Raw genomic sequence first — 18110 nt, forward strand, 5'->3', positions numbered from 1 at the left:
CCATGAACGCGCCCCTTCTTAACGGCCAGGTGGCGGTGATCGGCGCCGGCACCATGGGCATCGGCATTGCGCAGGTGGCCGCCGCCGCCGGTCACCCGGTGCGGCTGTTCGATATCGCCCCCGCCGCCGCCCAGCGCGCGATCGACGAACTCGCTCGCCGCCTGCGGCAGCGGGTCGACGGCGGCAAGGCCGACGCAAACACCACCGAGGCGCTGCTGGCGCGTCTCGAACGCGCCGATTCGCTCGAGCAACTGGCCGACAGCGCGCTGGTGATTGAAGCGGTGGCGGAAAATCTGGCGATCAAGCAGAGCCTGTTCCGCGATCTGGAAGCGGTCTGCTCGCCCACGGCGCTGTTCGCCAGCAATACTTCCTCGCTGTCGATCACCGCCATCGCCGGCGCCTTGCAACACCCGCAGCGCATGGCCGGGCTGCACTTCTTCAACCCGGCACCGCTGATGAAGCTGGTGGAGATCGTCAGCGGTCTGGAGACCGGGGCCGAGACCCTCGCCGCGCTGCAAGCCCTGGCGCAGCGCTGGGGTAAGCAGAGCGTCGTGTGCCGCTCGACGCCGGGATTCATCGTCAACCGCGTGGCGCGGCCGTTCTACGCCGAAAGCTTGCGCGCGCTGGAAGAACGGGTGGCCGACGCCGCCACCCTGGATGCGGTAATGCGCGACGCCGGCGGTTTCGCCATGGGCCCGCTGCAGTTGACCGATCTGATCGGCCAGGACGTCAATTACGCCGTGACCGACTCGGTGTATCAGGCCTTCTACCAGGATCCGCGCTTCACCCCCTCGCTGGTGCAGCAGGAGCTGGTGGCCGCCGGGCGCCTCGGCCGCAAATCCGGCCGCGGCTTCTACCGCTACGACGCGCAACGCCCCACCGCAGAGATGATCGCCTTTGCGCCACCGGCGCAGGCCGCGCTGCCGCAGCGCGTTACGCTGCACGGCGACTGGTCTTCGCTGGCCGATTTGGCGCAGCTGTTAAGCGAAAATGCGGGGGCGATCAAACAACCTGGCCAGACCAGCCCGCACGTCACGATCGACGACGTTACACTGATGTTAACCAATGGTAAAACCGCCGGCCAACTGGCCGACGAACGTGGAATGCCCGTGGTGCTGTTCGATCTCTGTGCCGACTATGCGCATGCCTCCGCCATCGCCATCAGCTGCGCGGCGCAAAATGGCGCGCAACACAATGCCAAAGCGATCCGTCTGCTGCAGTCCCTCGGCAAACGCGTCATCCCGTTGCCGGATTACCCCGGCCTGCTAACGATGCGCACCCTGGCCATGCTGGCCAACGAAGCGCTCGACGTGGTGAACAAAGGCGTCGCCAGCGCCGAGGATACCGATCTGGCGATGCTGCGCGGGGTCAACTATCCGCGCGGCCCGCTCGCCTGGGGCGCCGCGCTCGGCTGGCGCCACATCCTGACGACGCTGGAAAACCTGCAACGCTATTACGGCGAGGCCCGCTATCGCCCGATGCCGCTGCTGCGCCGCTACGCTTCCCCCGCCGCTTTCCCAGGAGCCGAACAATGAACGCCAATACGCCGCGCGCGCTGGCTCAGCGCTGCGCCGAACAGATGTTCCAGCAAGATACCTGCGCTCAGGCGATGGGGATGCACATCGATGCCGTCGACGTCGGGTACGCGCAGGTCAGCATGACCGTCGGCCCGCAGATGCTCAATGGCCACCAGACTTGCCATGGCGGCCAACTGTTCAGCCTGGCGGATACCGCCTTCGCCTACGCCTGCAACAGCCAGGGGCTGGCGGCGGTGGCTTCCGGCTGCAGCATCGACTTCGTCCGCCCGGCGCTGGCCGGCGATCGCCTCACCGCCAGCGCGCAGATGCGCCATCAGGGCAAAGCCACCGGGCTGTATGACGTCGAAATCGTCAATCAACAGGGCAAAACCGTCGCCTGGTTTCGCGGCCGCGCGCACCGCCTCGGCCACAGCATTTTAGGAGATCGGGCATGAATCAGGCATTTATCTGCGACGGCGTGCGCACCCCGATCGGCCGCTATGGCGGCGCGCTGGCCCAGGTGAGGGCCGACGATCTCGCCGCCCTGCCGCTGCGCGTGCTGCTGGAGCGCTATCCACAGGTGGATTGGGCGCAGCTGGACGATGTGATCCTCGGCTGCGCCAACCAGGCCGGGGAAGACAACCGCAATCTGGCGCGCATGGCGCTGCTGCTGGCCGGATTGCCGGTCGGCGTTTCCGGCACCACGGTGAACCGCCTGTGCGGTTCGGGTCTGGACGCGCTGGCGATGGCGGCGCGCAGCATCAAAGCCGGCGACGCCGGGCTGATGCTGGCCGGCGGCGCGGAATCGATGACCCGAGCGCCGCTGGTGATGGGCAAGGCCGACAGCGCCTTCAGCCGCCAGGCGCAGTTGTACGACACCACCCTCGGCTGGCGCTTCGTCAACCCGCGCATGCAGGCCGAGTTCGGCACCGATTCGATGCCGGAGACCGCCGAAAACGTCGCGGCGCAGTTCAACATCAGCCGCGCCGATCAGGACGCCTTTGCGCTGCGCAGCCAGCAGCGCGCCGCCCGGGCGCAGGCGCTGGGATACCTGGCGCAGGAGATAGCGCCGGTCAGCCTCACCGGTAAAAAAGGCGCAGTCACCCTGTTCAGCCAGGATGAACACCCGCGCGCCGACACCACCTTCGATCAGCTGCAGGCGCTGAAAACCCCGTTCCGTCAGCCCGGCAGCGTCACCGCCGGCAACGCCTCGGGGCTGAACGACGGCGCGGCCGCGCTGATCGTCGCCTCCGAAGCGATGGCGGCGCGCCAGGGCCTGACGCCGCGCGCGCGCATCCTTGCCACCGCCACCTGCGGCGTGGAGCCGCGGCTGATGGGCATCGGCCCGCTGCCGGCCACCCGCAAGGTGCTGGAGATCGCCGGGCTGAGCCTGGCGCAGATGGACGTCATCGAACTGAACGAAGCGTTCGCCGCCCAGGCGTTGGCGGTGATGCGCCAGCTTGGCCTGCCGGACGATGCCCCGCAGGTCAACCCCAACGGCGGCGCGATCGCTCTGGGGCACCCGCTGGGCATGAGCGGCGCGCGCCTGGCGCTGGCCGCCCTGTTTGAACTGGAACGGCGAGCCGGCCGCTACGCTCTGTGCACCATGTGCATCGGCGTGGGCCAAGGCATCGCCATGATCATTGAGCGTGTCTGACCCCTGAGGCTAACCATGACAATAAATCCACAGCCCCTCGAAACGATCGAATTCGCCTCGCGCGATGAGATTGAAGCGTTGCAGTTGGCGCGTTTGAAGTGGACGCTGCACCACGCCTACGACAATGTGCCGATGTACAAGCGCAAGTTCGATCAGGCGGGCGTACACCCCGACGATCTTAAGCAGCTGAGCGATCTGGCGCGCTTCCCCTACACCACCAAGCAGGATCTGCGCGACAACTACCCGTTCGACACCTTCGCGGTGCCGATGGAACAGGTGGTGCGCATCCACGCCTCCTCGGGCACCACCGGCCGCCCGACGGTGGTGGGCTACACCCAGCGCGACATCGATAACTGGGCCGATATCGTCGCCCGCTGCCTGCGCGCCGGCGGCGCCACCGCCAAAGACAAGGTGCACGTCGCCTACGGTTACGGCCTGTTTACCGGCGGCCTGGGGGCGCACTACGGCGCGGAGCGGCTCGGCGCCACGGTGATCCCGATGTCCGGCGGGCAGACGGAACGCCAGGCGCAGCTGATCCTCGATTTCAAACCCGACATCATCATGGTGACGCCGTCCTACTGCCTGACGCTGATCGATGAACTGGAGCGCAAAATGGGCGGCGACGCGCGCGGCTGCTCGCTGCGGCTCGGCGTGTTCGGCGCCGAACCCTGGACCGAAGCCCTGCGCCACGAAATCGAAACCCGCATGGGCATCAAGGCGCTGGATATTTACGGCCTGTCGGAGGTGATGGGGCCGGGCGTGGCGATGGAATGTCTGGAAAGCGGCGGCGGCCCCACCATTTGGGAAGACCACTTCCTGCCGGAGATCATCTGCCCGGAGACCGGTATCGCCCTGCCGGACGGCGAGCACGGCGAACTGGTGTTCACCACCCTGACCAAAGAGGCGCTGCCGGTGATCCGCTACCGCACCCGCGATCTCACCCGGCTGCTGCCGGGCGACGCGCGCCAGATGCGCCGCATGGGCAAAATCACCGGCCGCTCCGACGACATGCTGATCATCCGCGGCGTCAACGTCTTCCCGTCGCAGGTGGAAGAACAGATCATGCAGTTCGAGCAGCTGTCGCCGCACTATCAACTGCAGGTCAGCCGCAGCGGGCATCTGGACACGCTGGCGGTGCGCGTCGAGCTGAAAGAATCGGCGCTCAGCCTCAGCCATCAGCAGCGTTGCGATATCTGCCACCAGCTGCGCCACCACATCAAATCGATCGTGGGTGTCAGCACCGACGTCAGCATCGCCAACTGCGGCGATATTCCGCGCTCGGAAGGCAAGGCGCTGCGCGTGGTCGATCTGCGGCCGCGCTGAGGCGCACGGCGTCACGGATGACGCCGCCCCAAATTATGTTAATGTTGTGGCTCATCGAAGGCTAACCCATGGAAAAATATGGAACATAAACTGGATGAGTTCATTCGCCATGCCGTCGACGCCCAGCCGATCAGCGGCACGTCGCTGATCATTTCGCTGTACGGCGACGCGCTCAGCCACCGCGGCGGCGAAGTGTGGCTCGGCAGCCTGAGCGCGCTGCTGGAGGCCTTCGGTTTCGGCGATCGCTTCGTGCGCACCTCGGTGTTCCGCCTGCAGAAAGAGGGGTGGCTGGCGGTGGAGAAAATCGGCCGCCGCAGCTTCTACCGCGTGACCGAGTAGGGCATGCGCCAGTTCCGCCACGCCGAATCGAAGATCTATCTGCGCGAGCAGCCCGCCTGGGACGGCAAATGGGAGCTGTTGCTACTGGAATGCGCCGAAAAAAACGCGCGCGCGCGGCTGAAAAAAGAGCTGGGCTGGCTCGGGTTCGGGCAGATCGCCAACAACCTGATGGCCGCCCCCACCCATGCGCAGACCGACGTGACGGCGCTGCTCGGCGAATTGAACGCCAGCGAGCAGGTGATCTACTTCCGCGCCGATTACCCCTACAATCGCTCCGAGCAAACGCTGCAGAAACTGGTGGCCGACTGCTGGTCATTGAGCGAGGTAGCGGCCGGTTATCATGAGTTTATCGTCTCTTTCCGGCCGCTGATGGCGCTGCTGCGCGAAGTCGACCCGGCGGCGCTGACGCCGCTGCGCTGTTTCCAGATTAAGCTATTATTGATTCACTTCTTCCGTCGCGTGGTGTTGAAAGATCCGCTGCTGCCGGACGCGCTGTTGCCCGCCCAGTGGGAGGGCCAGATCGCCCGCAATCTGTGCATCAATCTCTATCAGCAGGTCGATCGCGCCGCGACGGACTACGTCAGCGCGCTGGCGGAGACCACCATCGGCGCCCTGCCCGCGCCGGCCGCCGGCTACTATCGGCGCTTCGGCGGCCTGCCGCGCGACCCTACATGTTAAGGAACTCACGCTATGCCTGTGTATCAGATTGACGGCCTGACGCCGGTCGTTGACCCCAGCAGTTACGTGCACCCGACGGCGGTGCTGATCGGCGACGTGATCGTCGGCAAACACGTGTATATCGGCCCGAACGCCAGCCTGCGCGGCGATTTTGGCCGCCTGGTGATCTGCGACGGCGCCAACATTCAGGACAACTGCGTGATGCACGGCTTCCCGCAGCAGGACACGGTGGTGGAAGAAGACGGCCATATCGGCCACGGCGCCATCCTGCACGGCTGCCGCATTCGCCGCAACGCGATGGTGGGCATGAACGCGGTGGTGATGGACGGTGCGGAGATCGGCGAGAACACCATCGTCGGCGCGATGGCGTTCGTCAAAGCCGCGGCGGTGATCGAAGCCAACAAGCTGGTGGTCGGCAGCCCGGCGCGCGTGCTGCGCGATCTGACCGAACAGGAGCTGGCCTGGAAGATCGCCGGCACCCGCGAGTATCAGGATTTGGTGCAGCGCTGCAAATCCTCGCTGCACGAAGTGGCGCCGCTGACCGAAATCGAACCGGGCCGCCGGCGCCTGAGCTTCGGCGACCACCTGATCCCGAAAAGCCAGCTTTAGTCTCAGGGGCTGAAGGCGCGCCTCAGCCCCTCCCCTTATTACTCCACCTCCGGCGCCTTGAACGGCGACGGCGCAACCGCGCGGCGACTCTGGAAGTGATAAGCCGCCACCAGCAGCAAGGTGAACGGAATACCGAACCACAGCGTCATGCGGAAGAATTCGGTAAACGCCGTCGAGATCATCAACGCCGCCATCAGCCCGGCGCCGAGCAAGGTGGTATAGGGAAAGCCCCACATGCGAAATTTCAGGTGGGTCTGCCGATGCCGGCGGCGGAAGAACAGGTGGGTGACGAAAATCATCAGCCAGGTAAAGCAGGCGCCATACACCGAGATAGACATCATGGCGGCGAACGAGGTTTCCGGCGCCACCAGGCTCAGCACGATAGACACCACGATACCGATGCACGACATCGCCAGCGCATTGACCGGAATACCGCGCCGGCTGACGCGCCCCAACGCCGCCGGCGCCTGCCCGGCGCGCGACAGCGAGAACATCATGCGAGTGGTGATATACAGCTGGCTGTTCATTGCCGACAGCGCCGCCACCAGCACGATAAAGTTGAAAATACCGGCGGCGGCGGGCAGATGGATCACGTTCATCGCCATCAGGAACGGGCTTTCGCCGGTGCCGGACTGGCGCCAGGGCACGATGGCCAGCATCAGGGCGATCGACAGCATGTAGAAGATGAACAGCCGCACGATGGTGCCCTTGAACGCCGCCTTCACCGCAATCACCGGATTCTTCGCCTCGCCGGCGGCCACCGCGATCATTTCAATGCTCAGGTAGCTGAAGATGGACACGATCACCGCGAACCACATGCCCTTGACGCCAAACGGCATAAAGCCGCCGGCGGTCAGGTTGCGCAGACCATAGGCCGGGTTGCCCGAGAACGCCAGAATGCCGATGCCGATCAGAATAAACGCCACGATCGCCGTCACTTTGACGGTGGACAGCGCGTATTCCACCTGGCCGAACGATTTCACGCCGATCACGTTGACAACGATCACCGCCGCCGAGAACAGCAGCACCCACGGCCAGGTCGGCGTCGCCGGGAACCAGAACTGCATGTACATGCCGATGGCGGTGACTTCGGTGCCCACCGCCAGCACCACGCAAGACCAGTAAGAGTAACGCACCAGAAAACCGAACAGCGGGCCGAGATAGAATTCGGCGTAGTCGCCGAACGAGCCGGGCGTCGGGTGTTCGGAGGTCATTTCCGCCAGGCTGCCCATCAGCAGCAGCGCAATGACGCCACCGATCAGGTAGCTCAGCAATACCGACGGCCCCGCCATCTGAATGGCGTAGGCGCTGCCGAGAAACAGCCCGGTGCCGATGGCGCCGCCGATCGCCAGCATTGACATCTGCCCGGCGGTAAGATGCTTGTTCAACCCGCCCTGGCGGCGGGCGATATGCTCAAAATCATTCATCTGTGGCATGGCTGTGCTCCCGGGCGGAGTTAGGCGGTACGGGTGACGTCGAGGATCGCGGCGGTCACATAGTCGATGTTGCCGGGGTTAAGCCCCGGCAGACACATGCGGCCGGGCGAGACCAGATAGATGGCGTAGCGCTGCCGCAGGGTCTGCAGCTGAGCTTCGTTCAGGCCGGTATAGCTGAACATGCCGCGCTGCTCGCGAATGCGCCGGTGATCCAGCGAAGAGCCGCCCTGCGCCAGCCCGGCGGCCAGCTGTTCACGCATTTGCTTGATGCGCGAGCGCATTTCCGCCAGCTCATCGCGCCAAAGCTCGCCGAGTTCGGCATCGCCAAGCAGGGTTTCCACGATCTGGCTGCCGTGCGTCGGCGGGCAGGAATAGCTGCGGCGGATCAGCGTTTTTAACGCCCCTTTGACGTTGGCGGCATTTTCCGCGTCGGCGCAGCGCACCGACAGCGCGCCCAGACGCTGGCCGTACAGCGCGACGTTTTTGGAAAACGAATTGCAGACCAAAAACGGCAGATCGGTTTTCAGCGCTTCGCGCAATGCAAAGCAGTCCTCCTCCAGCCCGTCGCCGAAGCCCTGATAGGCGATGTCGAACAGCGGCAGCAGGCTGCGTCGCTGCAGCACGGCGAGCGTGGCGCGCCACTGCTCCGCCGTCAGATCGGTGCCGGTCGGGTTATGGCAACAAGGGTGCAGTAAGACCACGCTGCCCGGCGGCAGGCTGTCCAACGCGTCGAGCATGGCGGCGAAACGCAGGCCGCCCGCCGCTTCATCAAAGTAGGGATAGGTATTCACCTGCAGCCCGGCGCCTTCGAAAATCGCCCAGTGATTGGCCCAGGTAGGATCGGACACCCAGATTTCGCCGCGCGTCAGAAAGTGACGCAAAAAATCCGCCGCCAGCTTCAACGCGCCGGAGCCGCCGACGGTCTGCACCGTGGCGATCTCGGCCGCCTGTTGCTCACCGAACAGCAGCGCCTGCACCTGGCGGACGAACTGCGGCGAACCTTCGATCGGCGGATAACCGTGCGGGCGGCGCAGCGCCAGCAACCGCTGCTCGGCCGCCTCAACCGCCTGCATCAGCGGAATATTCCCCTGCCGATCGTAATACAGCCCAATGCCTAAATTCACTTTTTTCGGATTGGGATCCTGCAAATAGGCTTCCATCAGCGACATAATAGGATCGGCGGCGGAAGGTGCAATCTGTTTAAACATGACGCATCCTTAACTCGTTATTGAATTAATATGAAGACAGGCTTAAGGAGAAATTAAATCAGGCGATGGCGCTGACGGTAATTTCTATTTTCATTCCGGGCACCACCAATTTCTCGACGATAACCGTGGAGCGATTGGGATAAGGATAATTAAAGTATTTCCGGTAAATATCATCGAGCCATTTAACGTCGTTAACGTCGGTAAGATACACGATCACCTGCAGCACCTTATCGCTGTGGCTGCCCGCCACCTTCAGCGTCTGCGCCAGGTTATCGAAGGTCAGCGCAATCTGTCGCTCCGGCGCGCCGGTGTCGATGCTGCCGTCCGCCCGCACCGGGCCATGGGCGGTAAACAGCATGCCGCCGCCCCGGGTGGCCCAGGAAAAAGGCTGGCCGATATCCGGCAGCCCGGTCTCTACAATCTCGCGCATGTCAGTGGTTCCCGTGGTGGTCAAGTTGGCGAAGCAGCGCGCCGTCGGCGGCGAACAACGCATCCAGGATGGTGAAATGGTTGGCGCCTGGCACCGCGACCAGTTCAGCCGGCAGCCCGCGTTGGCGCAGCGCCGCATGATAGTGTTGCGACTGACCTCTCAGTTCCGGCAGCTCCAATGCGCCGTAATACAGCGTAAGCGGCTTGCCGCGCGTCGGCAGGCGGCGCGCCGGGCTGAGCGTTTCAATTTGCCGCGTGGTCAACTGCAGCGCCCGATTGACATAGCTTTGTTGCAGCGGCGCCAGCTCGAACAGGCCGCTGATGGGAAAGACGGCATCCACCAACGCATGCTGCTGCCAGAGCGCCGCCAGCTGCCCGCCGGCGGAATGGCCGCACAGATAAACCGGATGGGCGTAGTGCGGCGGCAGGCGGCGCTGAATGGCATCCAGCGCCATTCCGATCTGTCGGCATATTTCGTCGAGATCCACCGCCGGCGCGAGCGCATATTCCACCAACACCACGTCAAAACCCAACGCCAGCGGCCCGGCGGCGATAAAGGCGAAATCCGCCTTATCGCAAAATTGCCAATAGCCGCCGTGAATAAAAATTAACGTCCCCTGATGCTGCCTTGCAGAATAGAGCCAATCAAATGTTTCGCGTTCGCCGTTGCCATAAGCAATATTATTTTCATGGCGCGTCTGTTTATAAACAGCCGCGCTGCGGGTTTGAAATGAAGTCAAAATAGCCGCTTCATTATCCACCGTGGCGCCGTTGTCATAACTCCCCGCAAGTGGTTTCATATATTAAACTTCGTTTATTATTTAAGATGTGAATTAACTATTAGCACCGACAAAATTATTGTCAAGACGGGCGCATCAGCAATGCGCGCCCGGTAAAATAAAACCTGATGAATAATGAAAAAGTTTAACCCATGAAACTTTTTGCGTTTATTTCCCCCGCCCGTCCAGCTGAATTTGCGGCAAGGCGCTGAGCCGTTCAAATGCATAATCCCAAAAGGCGCGCACCTTCAGCGGCATGTGCTGCGCCTGCTGCGCCACCAGCTGTACCGGCATCGGCAACGGCTCATGATCCGTCAACAGCCGCACCAGCGTGCCGGCGGCCAAATCGTCCGCCACCTGATACGAGAGCAACCGGGCGACGCCCTTGCCGGCGCGCACCGCCAGCAGTTGCGCTTCCACGTCGTTGAGCAACAGCCGGGGCGTCAATCGCACGCGCTCGCCGTTTTCCTGCGGGCCGAAGCGCCATTCGCGCAGCGACGGCCGCTGGGTGCCGACGATGGTGGCGTGCTCCGCCAGCTGCGCCGGCGATCGCGGTTCACCGCAGCGCGCCAGGTAATCCGGGCTGGCGATCGTCACCCGGCTGACCTGCCCCAGCCGCCGCGCCACGCGGGAAGAGTCCTGCAGATGACCGATGCGCACCGCGATATCCAACCCTTCGTCAATCAGATCGAGATTGCGATCGTTCAATACCATTTCGATCTGCATCTGCGGGTAATCATCGAGAAATGCCATCACCACCGGCGCCACGTACCGGCGGCCGAACTGCACCGGCGAGGTAATGCGCAGCAAGCCGCTCAGCTGCGCTTCGGCGGTATCCTGCACCACCGCCTGATAATCCTGCAGCAGCCGTTGCGCGCGCTCCAACAGCCGCGCACCCGCCTCGGTGGGCGCCAGCCGCCGGGTCGTGCGCTCCACCAATCGGGTGCCGAAACGCTGTTCCAGCGCGGCGATGGCCCGGGTGATCGCCGGCGCCGAACGCCGCAGTTTGCGCCCGGCCGCCGCCAGGCTGCCTTGCTGCACCACCGCCACGAAAATCGCCAACTCGTCTAACCGATCCATAGATTCTTCCGAAAAGTGAAATTATCAATTTCCACATTGCCGGATTTCGCTCGTTCAACGCAAGAGTATGCTGACAAAAAGCACTGAGGAGAAACGCCATGTCCACCATCACACTCTACGGCACCCCGCTTTCCGGCCACGTTCATCGCGTGGCGTTGCTGCTGCACATGCTGGCGCTGCCCTATGCATGGGTCGAAGCCTCGGCGGACGTACGGCAGAGCGCAGCCTTCCGCCGGCTCAACCCGTTCGGCCAGATCCCGGTCTTGCAGGATGGCGATCTGACGCTGGCCGACAGCAACGCCATTCTGGTCTATCTGGTGAAGCGCTATGCGCCGGACAGCCACTGGCTGCCGGAACAGCCGGCCGCGGCGGCGCGAGTGCAGGCCTGGCTTTCCAAAGCCGCCGGTGAAGTCCGCTACGGCCCGGCGGCCTGCCGACTGATCGCCCAATTCGCCGTGCCGGAGGACTATCAGGCGGCGCGGGCGGTCAGCGATCGTTTCCTGCCGCAGATGGAACAGCATCTGAGCGAGCGGGACTACCTGGCCACCGAACACCCCACCATCGCCGATCTGGCCTGCCACAGCTACGTGGCGGTCGCGGCTGAAGGCGGCATTTCGCTGTCGCCTTACCCTGCGATACGTCGCTGGGCGGCGCGCATCGCTGCACTGCCCGGCTTCTTTGCCATGCCGGCCCTGCCGGAACCGGCGGGGAGCTGACGCCATGATCCCTCAACTGTTCCATCCCGATGAGCTGCGCGCGCAGACGCTGGCCGGGTTTGGCGGCGTAGGCGGCGGCATCTACCCCGCGATGCCGGATCAGCATCGCGCGTTTTTCGCCGCGCTGCCCTACCTGTTTGTCGCCACGCTGGATGAACAAGGCTGGCCCATCGCCACCCTGTTCACCGGCCCGCCCGGATTTTTACGCACGCCGGACGACACGCATTTACGCATCAGCGCGCCGCGCCGCAGCGACGATCCCGCCCAGGCGCTGTTGCTGCCCGGCAAGCCGGTCGGCACGCTGGGGCTGGATTTCAGCAATCGGCGGCGCAACCGCGCCAACGGCGCCGTCGGCCGCACCGACAAAAACCGGGTGGAAATCCTCGTTCAGCAAAGCTTCGGCAACTGCCCGCAGTACATTCAGCGCCGCGAACTCTACCCGGTGGACAGCCGGCCGCAGCCGGTTGAGCATTTGGCCGTGCTGGATGCGGCGGCGCAGGCGCTGATCCGCGCCGCGGACACCTGCTTCGTCGCCAGCTGCGCGCACCTGACACTGCCGCAGGGCGGCGTGGATATTTCCCATCGCGGCGGCCGCCCCGGCTTTATCCATCTGGAAGGCGACACGCTGTGGATGCCGGACTTTCGCGGCAACCGCTACATGAACACGTTGGGCAATCTGCTCGCCGAACCGCGGGCGGCGCTGCTGTTCATCGATTTCGATCGCGGCGACGTGCTGCATCTGCAGGGGGAAACGCAAATCCTCTGGCAGGCGGAAGGGGATCCCGGTGTCGAAGGGGCGGAACGCTATTGGCGGTTTGACGTGCGCCGCGCCTGGCGTTTTGCGGCGGCGCTGCCGTGGCGAGGGCGCAATCTGGAGTATTCGCCGGCGACGCTGGCGACCGGGGTGTGGCGCCGCTGAGCTGAAATGAAAAGCCCCGCGGCGGCGGGGCTGGATCGGAAATTACAGGCTGTGTTCGGCCGCCGATGCGGCCTGATAAAGCTGACGAAAATAATTCAACCGCGCAAAGAACAGGCGGCTTTGCTGCTCCGACATATTGCCGGCCACCTGCCCGGCGTCAATCTGCCGCCCTTGCCATTCCATCAGGGCGATGCTCGACGCCAAAAAATCCATTTCGCTGCCGTAGGCCGCGAGATGTCTGTCTACTGATTTCATCATTCGCACACTCCTTTTAATCACATCGAAAAGGGTCATATGCCTGCTCTTTCAGTATCGACCCGACGGTGGATATTTTTTGTACAGAAGATGCGCAGTGAGAAAACGGCCATCTTGTCGTCGCGTTGGCAAACGGCGGCGGCAAAGTTTGCTAGGGTAAAGGGTAGCCGTATGGAATAGACCACTACGTTGAACTCAGCAAAGGAAGAGACTCATGAGCATCAGTATCCGCGCCACCCTCAAGGATCCCACGCTGTTCCGCGAGGCCAATTACATCGACGGGCAATGGTTGCCGGCCCAGGAAGGCCGCACGATCGCCATTCATAACCCCGCCAACGGCGAGCGGATCGGCCACGTGCCGGCCTTCGGCGCCGAAGAAACCGCTCGCGCCATCGCCGCCGCCAAAAAAGCGCTGCCCGCCTGGCGCGCGCTGACCGCCAAAGAGCGCGCCGGCAAGCTGCGGCGGCTGTTTGAGCTGATGATGGAAAATCAGGAAGATCTGGCGCGCATCATGACGGCGGAACAGGGCAAACCGCTGGCCGAAAGCCGCGGTGAAATCGCCTATGCCGCCTCCTTTATCGAATGGTTCGCCGAGGAAGGCAAGCGGGTGTATGGCGACACCATTCCACAGCCGCAGGCCGGTCGCCGCATCATCGTGCAAAAAGAGCCGATCGGCGTGTTCGCCGCCATCACCCCGTGGAACTTCCCGGCGGCGATGATCACCCGTAAAGCCGGCCCCGGCTGGGCCGCCGGCTGCACCGGGGTGATCCGCCCCGCCAGCCAAACGCCGTTCTCGGCGCTGGCGATCGCCGTGCTGGCGGAGCGCGCCGGGTTGCCCGCCGGGGTGTGCAACGTGATAACCGGCCCCAGCAAAGGCATCGGCGGCGAACTCACCGCCAACCCGGACGTGCGTAAACTCTCCTTCACCGGCAGCACCGAAGTGGGGGCGCAGCTGCTGGCCCAGTGTGCGCCCACCATCAAGAAAACCAGCATGGAGCTGGGCGGCAACGCGCCGTTTATCGTGTTCAACGACGCCGATCTGGACGCCGCCGTGGCCGGCGCGGTCGCCTCGAAATACCGCAACGCCGGCCAGACCTGCGTCTGCACCAACCGTTTTCTGGTGCAAGACGGCGTATACGATGCCTTCGCCGCCAAACTGAAAGCCGCCGTCGCCAAGCTGAAAGTCGGTAACGGCCTGGATGACGGCGTCACCATCGGCCCGTTGATTAACCCGGACGCGGTGGAGAAAGTGCGCGAGCACATCGCCGACGCCGTCGAGCACGGCGCCTCGGTGCTGCTGGGCGGCAAGCCTGACGCGCTGGGCGGCAATTTCTTCAGCCCGACCATCCTGACCGACGTGCCGCGCACGGCGAAAATCTTCCGCGAGGAGACGTTCGGCCCGGTGGCGCCCCTGATCCGCTTCAGCCAGGAAGCCGACGCCGTCGAACTGGCCAACGACACGCCGTTCGGCCTGGCCGCTTACTTCTACAGCCGCGACATCGGCCGGGTGATGCGCGTGGCCGAAGCGCTGGAGTACGGCATCGTCGGCATCAACGAAGGGCTGATCTCCACCGAGGTGGCGCCGTTCGGCGGCATGAAGCACTCCGGCTTGGGCCGCGAAGGCTCAAAATACGGCATCGAAGACTATCTCGAGATCAAATACCTGTGCCTCGGCGGTTTGGACGCCTGATGCGAGGGTCCCCGCGTCTGCGGGGGCCCTGTCTGGCGGTATTGGGGAGCCTTTGCTACCTTAGGCATCTTTTCAGCGGTTAAAAGGAATTGCCTCTATGCAGCCTCTCTCGGTACACCTGCCCGGTTTTTACGTCGTCGGCCTGACAATCAGAACCACCAATCAGGACGAAACCCAGCCCGAGACGGCTAAAATCCCGGCGCTGTGGTCAGACTTTTTCGCCACGTCGCCTGCCATGCCGGTTTACGGGGTCTACTCCAATTACGCCTCCGACGCCAGCGGGCCGTTTGACGTCACCGCCGGCAGCGCGGCAGAGAGCGGTTTGCACATCCAACCCGGCCGCTATCTGGTGTTCCAGGCCCGTGGCGCCATGCCGGCGGCGGTTATCGCAGGCTGGCAAGCCATCTGGGCCTACTTCGAGCAACACCCGGAAATCGAACGTCGCTTCCTGACCGACTTCGAAGCCTATACCGGCCCCGACGCAGCCGATATCCATATCGGCTGCCGCTAACGCGACAGTGAGGTCAACAATGATGACGCTTTCCCCCGCCATTCCGATCCTGCGTATCTTTTCAGTCGACAAGGCCAAAGAGTTTTATCTGGATTTTCTCGGTTTCACGCTGGCGTGGGAGCACCGTTTCAGCAAAGATCTGCCGCTGTACATGCAGATCGCCCGCTCAGAGCTGACGCTGCACCTGAGCGAACACTATGGCGACAGCACGCCCGGCGCCGCCATTTTCATCCCGGTGCACGATATCGACGCGCTGCACCAGGAGCTCACGGCCAAAAACTATCGCTATGCCAGGCCGGGGCTGGAGGTTGTCGACTGGGGCAAAGAGCTCAACCTCACCGATCCGTTCGGCAACCGCCTGCGGTTTTGCGAACAGAGCCCCCCGGCCTGATCGGCGTTATGGTCGGTAGTCCGCCTCGCTGACCGGCTCCAGCCAGGTCACCGGGCTGCCGTCCACCGCTTCGGCGATGGCGATATGGGTCATGGCGGTGTCCGGTGTCGCACCGTGCCAGTGTTTGACGTCGGCCGGTATCCAAACGATATCGCCGGGGTGCATCTCCTGCGTCTTCTCGCCCCACATCTGGATCCACCCGCGCCCCTGAGTGACGATCAGCGTCTGGCCGAGCGGATGCGTATGCCATGCCGTGCGGGCGCCGGGTTCGAAGGTGACGGTCGCGCCGCCCACCCTGGCCGGCGCATCACCGGCGAACGGCGCGTCGATGCGTACCTGCCCGGTAAAGTAATCCGCCGAACCGCGCTGTGATGGGATAGAACCGCTGCGTTGTATTTTCATCTGTCGTGTCCTCCGCGCCGGCTCTCACAGCCGGCGCTGATAATCATGAGTGAGTGATGTCAAGATAGCGCCATGCTTTTCCGGCGACTAGCGGGTAGAATGCGCAAGGAGCTATGAGCTCAATTCATAAATCTACGCGCGACAGTGCGCTCACCCTCCTCTTCGGTGCCGATATGTTGAAAGAAAACTTTAACGATCTGATCGCTTTCCTGATGGTGGCCAGGGAGCGCAGCTTCACCAAAGCGGCGGCACAGCTTGGGGTTTCCCAATCGGCGCTCAGCCACGCTATTCGCGGCCTGGAAGAACGCCTGGCGCTGCGTTTGCTCACGCGCACCACTCGCAGCGTCGCCCCCACCGAGGCCGGTGAGCGGTTGCTCAACAGCATTGGTCCACGCTTTGCGGAGATAGAAAACGAGCTGAACGCGCTGGGTGAAATGCGCGATCGGCCCGCCGGCAACATCCGCATCACCGCCGGCGAACACGCGGTGGATGCGGTGCTATGGCCGGTGCTGCGCACTTTTCTCGTCGATTACCCGGATATCAACGTGGAAATCACCGTCGACAACAGCCTGACCGACATCGTCGCCGGGCGATTCGACGCCGGAATCCGCCTGGGGGAACAGGTGGCGAAGGACATGGTCGCGGTGCGCATCGGGCCGGACATGCGCATGGTGCCCGTCGCCTCCCCTGACTATTTCGCCCGTTACGGCCTCCCCGCTACGCCGCAAGCGCTGCAAAACCATCGCTGCATCAACATGCGCCTGCCCACCCTCGGCGGGCTGTACGCCTGGGAATTTGCCCGCGATGGCCGGGAGATTAAAGTGCGGGTAGAGGGGCAACTGACCTTCAACAGCCTGCGCCAGCGAATCGACGCCGCGCAGCTCGGCCTCGGCATCGCCTTTGTGCCGGAAGATACCGTCGCCGAGCCGCTGGCCGACGGTCGCTTGCTGATGGCGCTGGACGATTGGTGCCCGCCGTTTCCCGGTTATTACCTCTATTATCCAAGCCGCAGGCAACACACTACCGCCTTTGCGCTGCTGATTGAGGCGCTGCGACCCGGGGCTTAACGCCCGACGTTCTTCTGCAGATGCGCCGGGTAACGATCGCCGATCACATCGATAGCGGAGAGCGCACGCTCGATCTCGCCCAGTTCGTCCGCCGCCAACACCACCGACGCCGCCGCAAGGTTTTCTTCCAGCCGGTGACGCTTGGTGGTTCCCGGGATCGGCACGATCCACGGCTGCTGGGCCAGCAGCCAGGCCAGGGCGATCTGCGCCGGCGTCACACCTTTGCGCTGCGCTATCTGCCCCAGCACGCTCACCAGCGCCTGATTGGCCCGGCGCGCTTCGGCGCTGAAGCGCGGCACCACGTTGCGAAAATCGCCGCCGTCAAAGGTGGTGTCCTCGGTAATGGCGCCGGTGAGAAAGCCCTTGCCGAGCGGGCTGAATGGCACCAGACCAATGCCCAGCTCTGCCAGCGTCGGCAAGATTTCACGCTCCGGTTCGCGCCACCACAGCGAATATTCGCTTTGCAGCGCCGTGACCGGCTGCACCGCGTGAGCTCGCCGAATGGTTTGCGCACCGGCTTCCGACAGGCCGAAATACTTCACTTTCCCTTCGCGAATCAGTTGCTGCACCGTACCGGCCACCTCCTCGATAGGCACCTCAGGATCGACACGGTGCTGATACAGCAAATCGATCGTCTCTATCCGCAGGCGCTTCAACGAGCCTTCCACCGCCTGGCGAATATGCTCCGGACGGCTGTTCAACACCTGCTGCCCCGCCGGCTGCGGCAGATCGAAACCGAACTTGGTGGCGATGACGACCCGATCGCGCACCGGCGCCAGCGCTTCGCCCAACAATTCCTCGTTCGTGAACGGACCATAAATCTCGGCGGTATCGAAGAACGTCACGCCCTCGTCAACCGCGGCACGGATCAGATCGACCGCCTGCCGTTTGTCGGTGGCCGGGCCGTAACCAAAGCTCAGTCCCATACAGCCCAACCCCAACGCCGAGACTTCCAGCCCTTCGCGCCCCAATTTGCGTGTTTGCATCTTCACTCCCCCACTGATTGATACCGGCCCCGCCTGACGCGGAGCCGTTCCGGTGTGATGACTGTAAAACGCGACTGCCGCCATGACTATGGGGCGAAATACGCTTGAGCTTATGAGC

General features: G+C 63.7%; 19 protein-coding genes and 1 pseudogene. 12 read left to right on the forward strand and 8 right to left on the reverse strand.

Annotation, left to right across the window (positions count from 1 at the left end; all coding sequences use genetic code 11):
* Positions 1 to 2 precede the first annotated feature (2 nt).
* The 6 genes and pseudogenes from HWW83_RS04975 (at position 3) to paaY (ending at position 6123) form a co-directional block, all read left to right on the forward strand.
* Positions 3 to 1535 (forward strand): 3-hydroxyacyl-CoA dehydrogenase, encoded by a 1533-nt coding sequence (locus HWW83_RS04975; protein WP_163965650.1) that lies wholly within the window; start codon positions 3 to 5, stop codon positions 1533 to 1535.
* Positions 1532 to 1972, forward strand: a complete 441-nt coding sequence (gene paaI, locus HWW83_RS04980; RefSeq protein ID WP_033650803.1) for a hydroxyphenylacetyl-CoA thioesterase PaaI — start codon at positions 1532 to 1534, stop codon at positions 1970 to 1972. Before HWW83_RS04975 ends, paaI begins: the two co-directional genes overlap by 4 nt.
* A complete protein-coding gene (gene pcaF, locus HWW83_RS04985) occupies positions 1969 to 3174 on the forward strand; it encodes a 3-oxoadipyl-CoA thiolase (RefSeq protein WP_108681033.1) in 1206 nt (401 codons plus the stop codon). Before paaI ends, pcaF begins: the two co-directional genes overlap by 4 nt.
* Positions 3175 to 3189: 15 nt before the next feature.
* Complete coding sequence (paaK, locus tag HWW83_RS04990) at positions 3190 to 4497, forward strand: phenylacetate--CoA ligase PaaK (RefSeq protein ID WP_176589044.1); 1308 nt, start codon at positions 3190 to 3192, stop codon at positions 4495 to 4497.
* 78 nt (positions 4498 to 4575) lie between these two features.
* Positions 4576 to 5514: pseudogene (gene paaX, locus HWW83_RS04995) on the forward strand (phenylacetic acid degradation operon negative regulatory protein PaaX).
* A gap of 12 nt (positions 5515 to 5526) precedes the next feature.
* The gene (gene paaY / locus HWW83_RS05000; RefSeq protein ID WP_033643617.1) at positions 5527 to 6123 is read left to right on the forward strand and encodes a phenylacetic acid degradation protein PaaY; all 597 of its coding nucleotides are present in this window, start codon (positions 5527 to 5529) and stop codon (positions 6121 to 6123) included.
* A 38-nt stretch (positions 6124 to 6161) separates the two neighbouring features.
* On the opposite strand, the gene HWW83_RS05005 is transcribed toward paaY, so the two are convergent.
* The 5 genes from HWW83_RS05005 to HWW83_RS05025 all read right to left on the reverse strand — a co-directional run bounded on the left by HWW83_RS05005 (position 6162) and on the right by HWW83_RS05025 (position 11055).
* Positions 6162 to 7559 carry an amino acid permease gene (locus tag HWW83_RS05005; protein ID WP_122016272.1) on the reverse strand — a complete coding sequence of 466 codons (1398 nt, stop codon included), beginning with the start codon at positions 7557 to 7559 and terminating at the stop codon, positions 6162 to 6164.
* A gap of 20 nt (positions 7560 to 7579) precedes the next feature.
* Positions 7580 to 8767 (reverse strand): amino acid aminotransferase, encoded by a 1188-nt coding sequence (locus HWW83_RS05010; protein WP_176589045.1) that lies wholly within the window; start codon positions 8765 to 8767, stop codon positions 7580 to 7582.
* Positions 8768 to 8825: 58 nt separating this feature from the next.
* Positions 8826 to 9197, reverse strand: coding sequence for a RidA family protein (locus HWW83_RS05015; RefSeq protein ID WP_046687377.1), 372 nt, complete (start codon positions 9195 to 9197; stop codon positions 8826 to 8828).
* 1 nt (position 9198) lies between these two features.
* Positions 9199 to 9996: an alpha/beta hydrolase gene (locus HWW83_RS05020; protein WP_047025408.1), complete on the reverse strand. Its 798-nt coding sequence runs from the start codon at positions 9994 to 9996 to the stop codon at positions 9199 to 9201.
* A gap of 147 nt (positions 9997 to 10143) precedes the next feature.
* A complete protein-coding gene (locus HWW83_RS05025; protein WP_176589046.1) occupies positions 10144 to 11055 on the reverse strand; it encodes a LysR family transcriptional regulator in 912 nt (303 codons plus the stop codon).
* Positions 11056 to 11153: 98 nt separating this feature from the next.
* Between HWW83_RS05025 and HWW83_RS05030 the strand changes: the two genes are divergently transcribed.
* Together HWW83_RS05030 and HWW83_RS05035 are read left to right on the forward strand one after the other, a co-directional pair.
* Complete coding sequence (locus HWW83_RS05030) at positions 11154 to 11771, forward strand: glutathione S-transferase family protein (protein ID WP_033643625.1); 618 nt, start codon at positions 11154 to 11156, stop codon at positions 11769 to 11771.
* 4 nt (positions 11772 to 11775) lie between these two features.
* Complete coding sequence (locus tag HWW83_RS05035) at positions 11776 to 12690, forward strand: pyridoxamine 5'-phosphate oxidase family protein (RefSeq protein WP_176589047.1); 915 nt, start codon at positions 11776 to 11778, stop codon at positions 12688 to 12690.
* Between the two features lie 42 nt (positions 12691 to 12732).
* On the opposite strand, the gene HWW83_RS05040 is transcribed toward HWW83_RS05035, so the two are convergent.
* Entirely contained in the window at positions 12733 to 12948 is a 216-nt protein-coding gene (locus HWW83_RS05040; protein WP_004935234.1) for a glycogen synthase, read from the reverse strand.
* 211 nt (positions 12949 to 13159) lie between these two features.
* On the opposite strand from HWW83_RS05040, the gene gabD reads away from it, so the two are divergent.
* From gabD to HWW83_RS05055, 3 genes are all read left to right on the forward strand, one after another.
* Entirely contained in the window at positions 13160 to 14635 is a 1476-nt protein-coding gene (gene gabD / locus HWW83_RS05045; RefSeq protein WP_176589048.1) for an NADP-dependent succinate-semialdehyde dehydrogenase, read from the forward strand.
* Between the two features lie 97 nt (positions 14636 to 14732).
* On the forward strand, positions 14733 to 15146 hold the full coding sequence (locus HWW83_RS05050) for a GyrI-like domain-containing protein (RefSeq protein ID WP_033643629.1): 414 nt from the start codon (positions 14733 to 14735) through the stop codon (positions 15144 to 15146).
* Positions 15147 to 15168: 22 nt separating this feature from the next.
* Positions 15169 to 15537: a glyoxalase superfamily protein gene (locus tag HWW83_RS05055; protein ID WP_033644308.1), complete on the forward strand. Its 369-nt coding sequence runs from the start codon at positions 15169 to 15171 to the stop codon at positions 15535 to 15537.
* Between the two features lie 6 nt (positions 15538 to 15543).
* Here HWW83_RS05055 and HWW83_RS05060 read toward each other — a convergent pair whose 3' ends face one another.
* The gene (locus tag HWW83_RS05060; RefSeq protein ID WP_033643630.1) at positions 15544 to 15939 is read right to left on the reverse strand and encodes a (R)-mandelonitrile lyase; all 396 of its coding nucleotides are present in this window, start codon (positions 15937 to 15939) and stop codon (positions 15544 to 15546) included.
* Between the two features lie 173 nt (positions 15940 to 16112).
* Between HWW83_RS05060 and HWW83_RS05065 the strand changes: the two genes are divergently transcribed.
* A complete protein-coding gene (locus HWW83_RS05065) occupies positions 16113 to 17006 on the forward strand; it encodes a LysR family transcriptional regulator (protein ID WP_101453176.1) in 894 nt (297 codons plus the stop codon).
* On the opposite strand, the gene HWW83_RS05070 is transcribed toward HWW83_RS05065, so the two are convergent.
* On the reverse strand, positions 17003 to 17992 hold the full coding sequence (locus HWW83_RS05070; protein WP_101452856.1) for an aldo/keto reductase: 990 nt from the start codon (positions 17990 to 17992) through the stop codon (positions 17003 to 17005). The two genes, HWW83_RS05065 and HWW83_RS05070, sit on opposite strands and share 4 nt — an antisense overlap.
* Between the last annotated feature and the right edge of the window lie 118 nt (positions 17993 to 18110).

The sequence above is a fragment of the Serratia ureilytica genome, from assembly GCF_013375155.1.
GTDB classification, from domain to species: Bacteria; Pseudomonadota; Gammaproteobacteria; order Enterobacterales; family Enterobacteriaceae; genus Serratia; species Serratia ureilytica.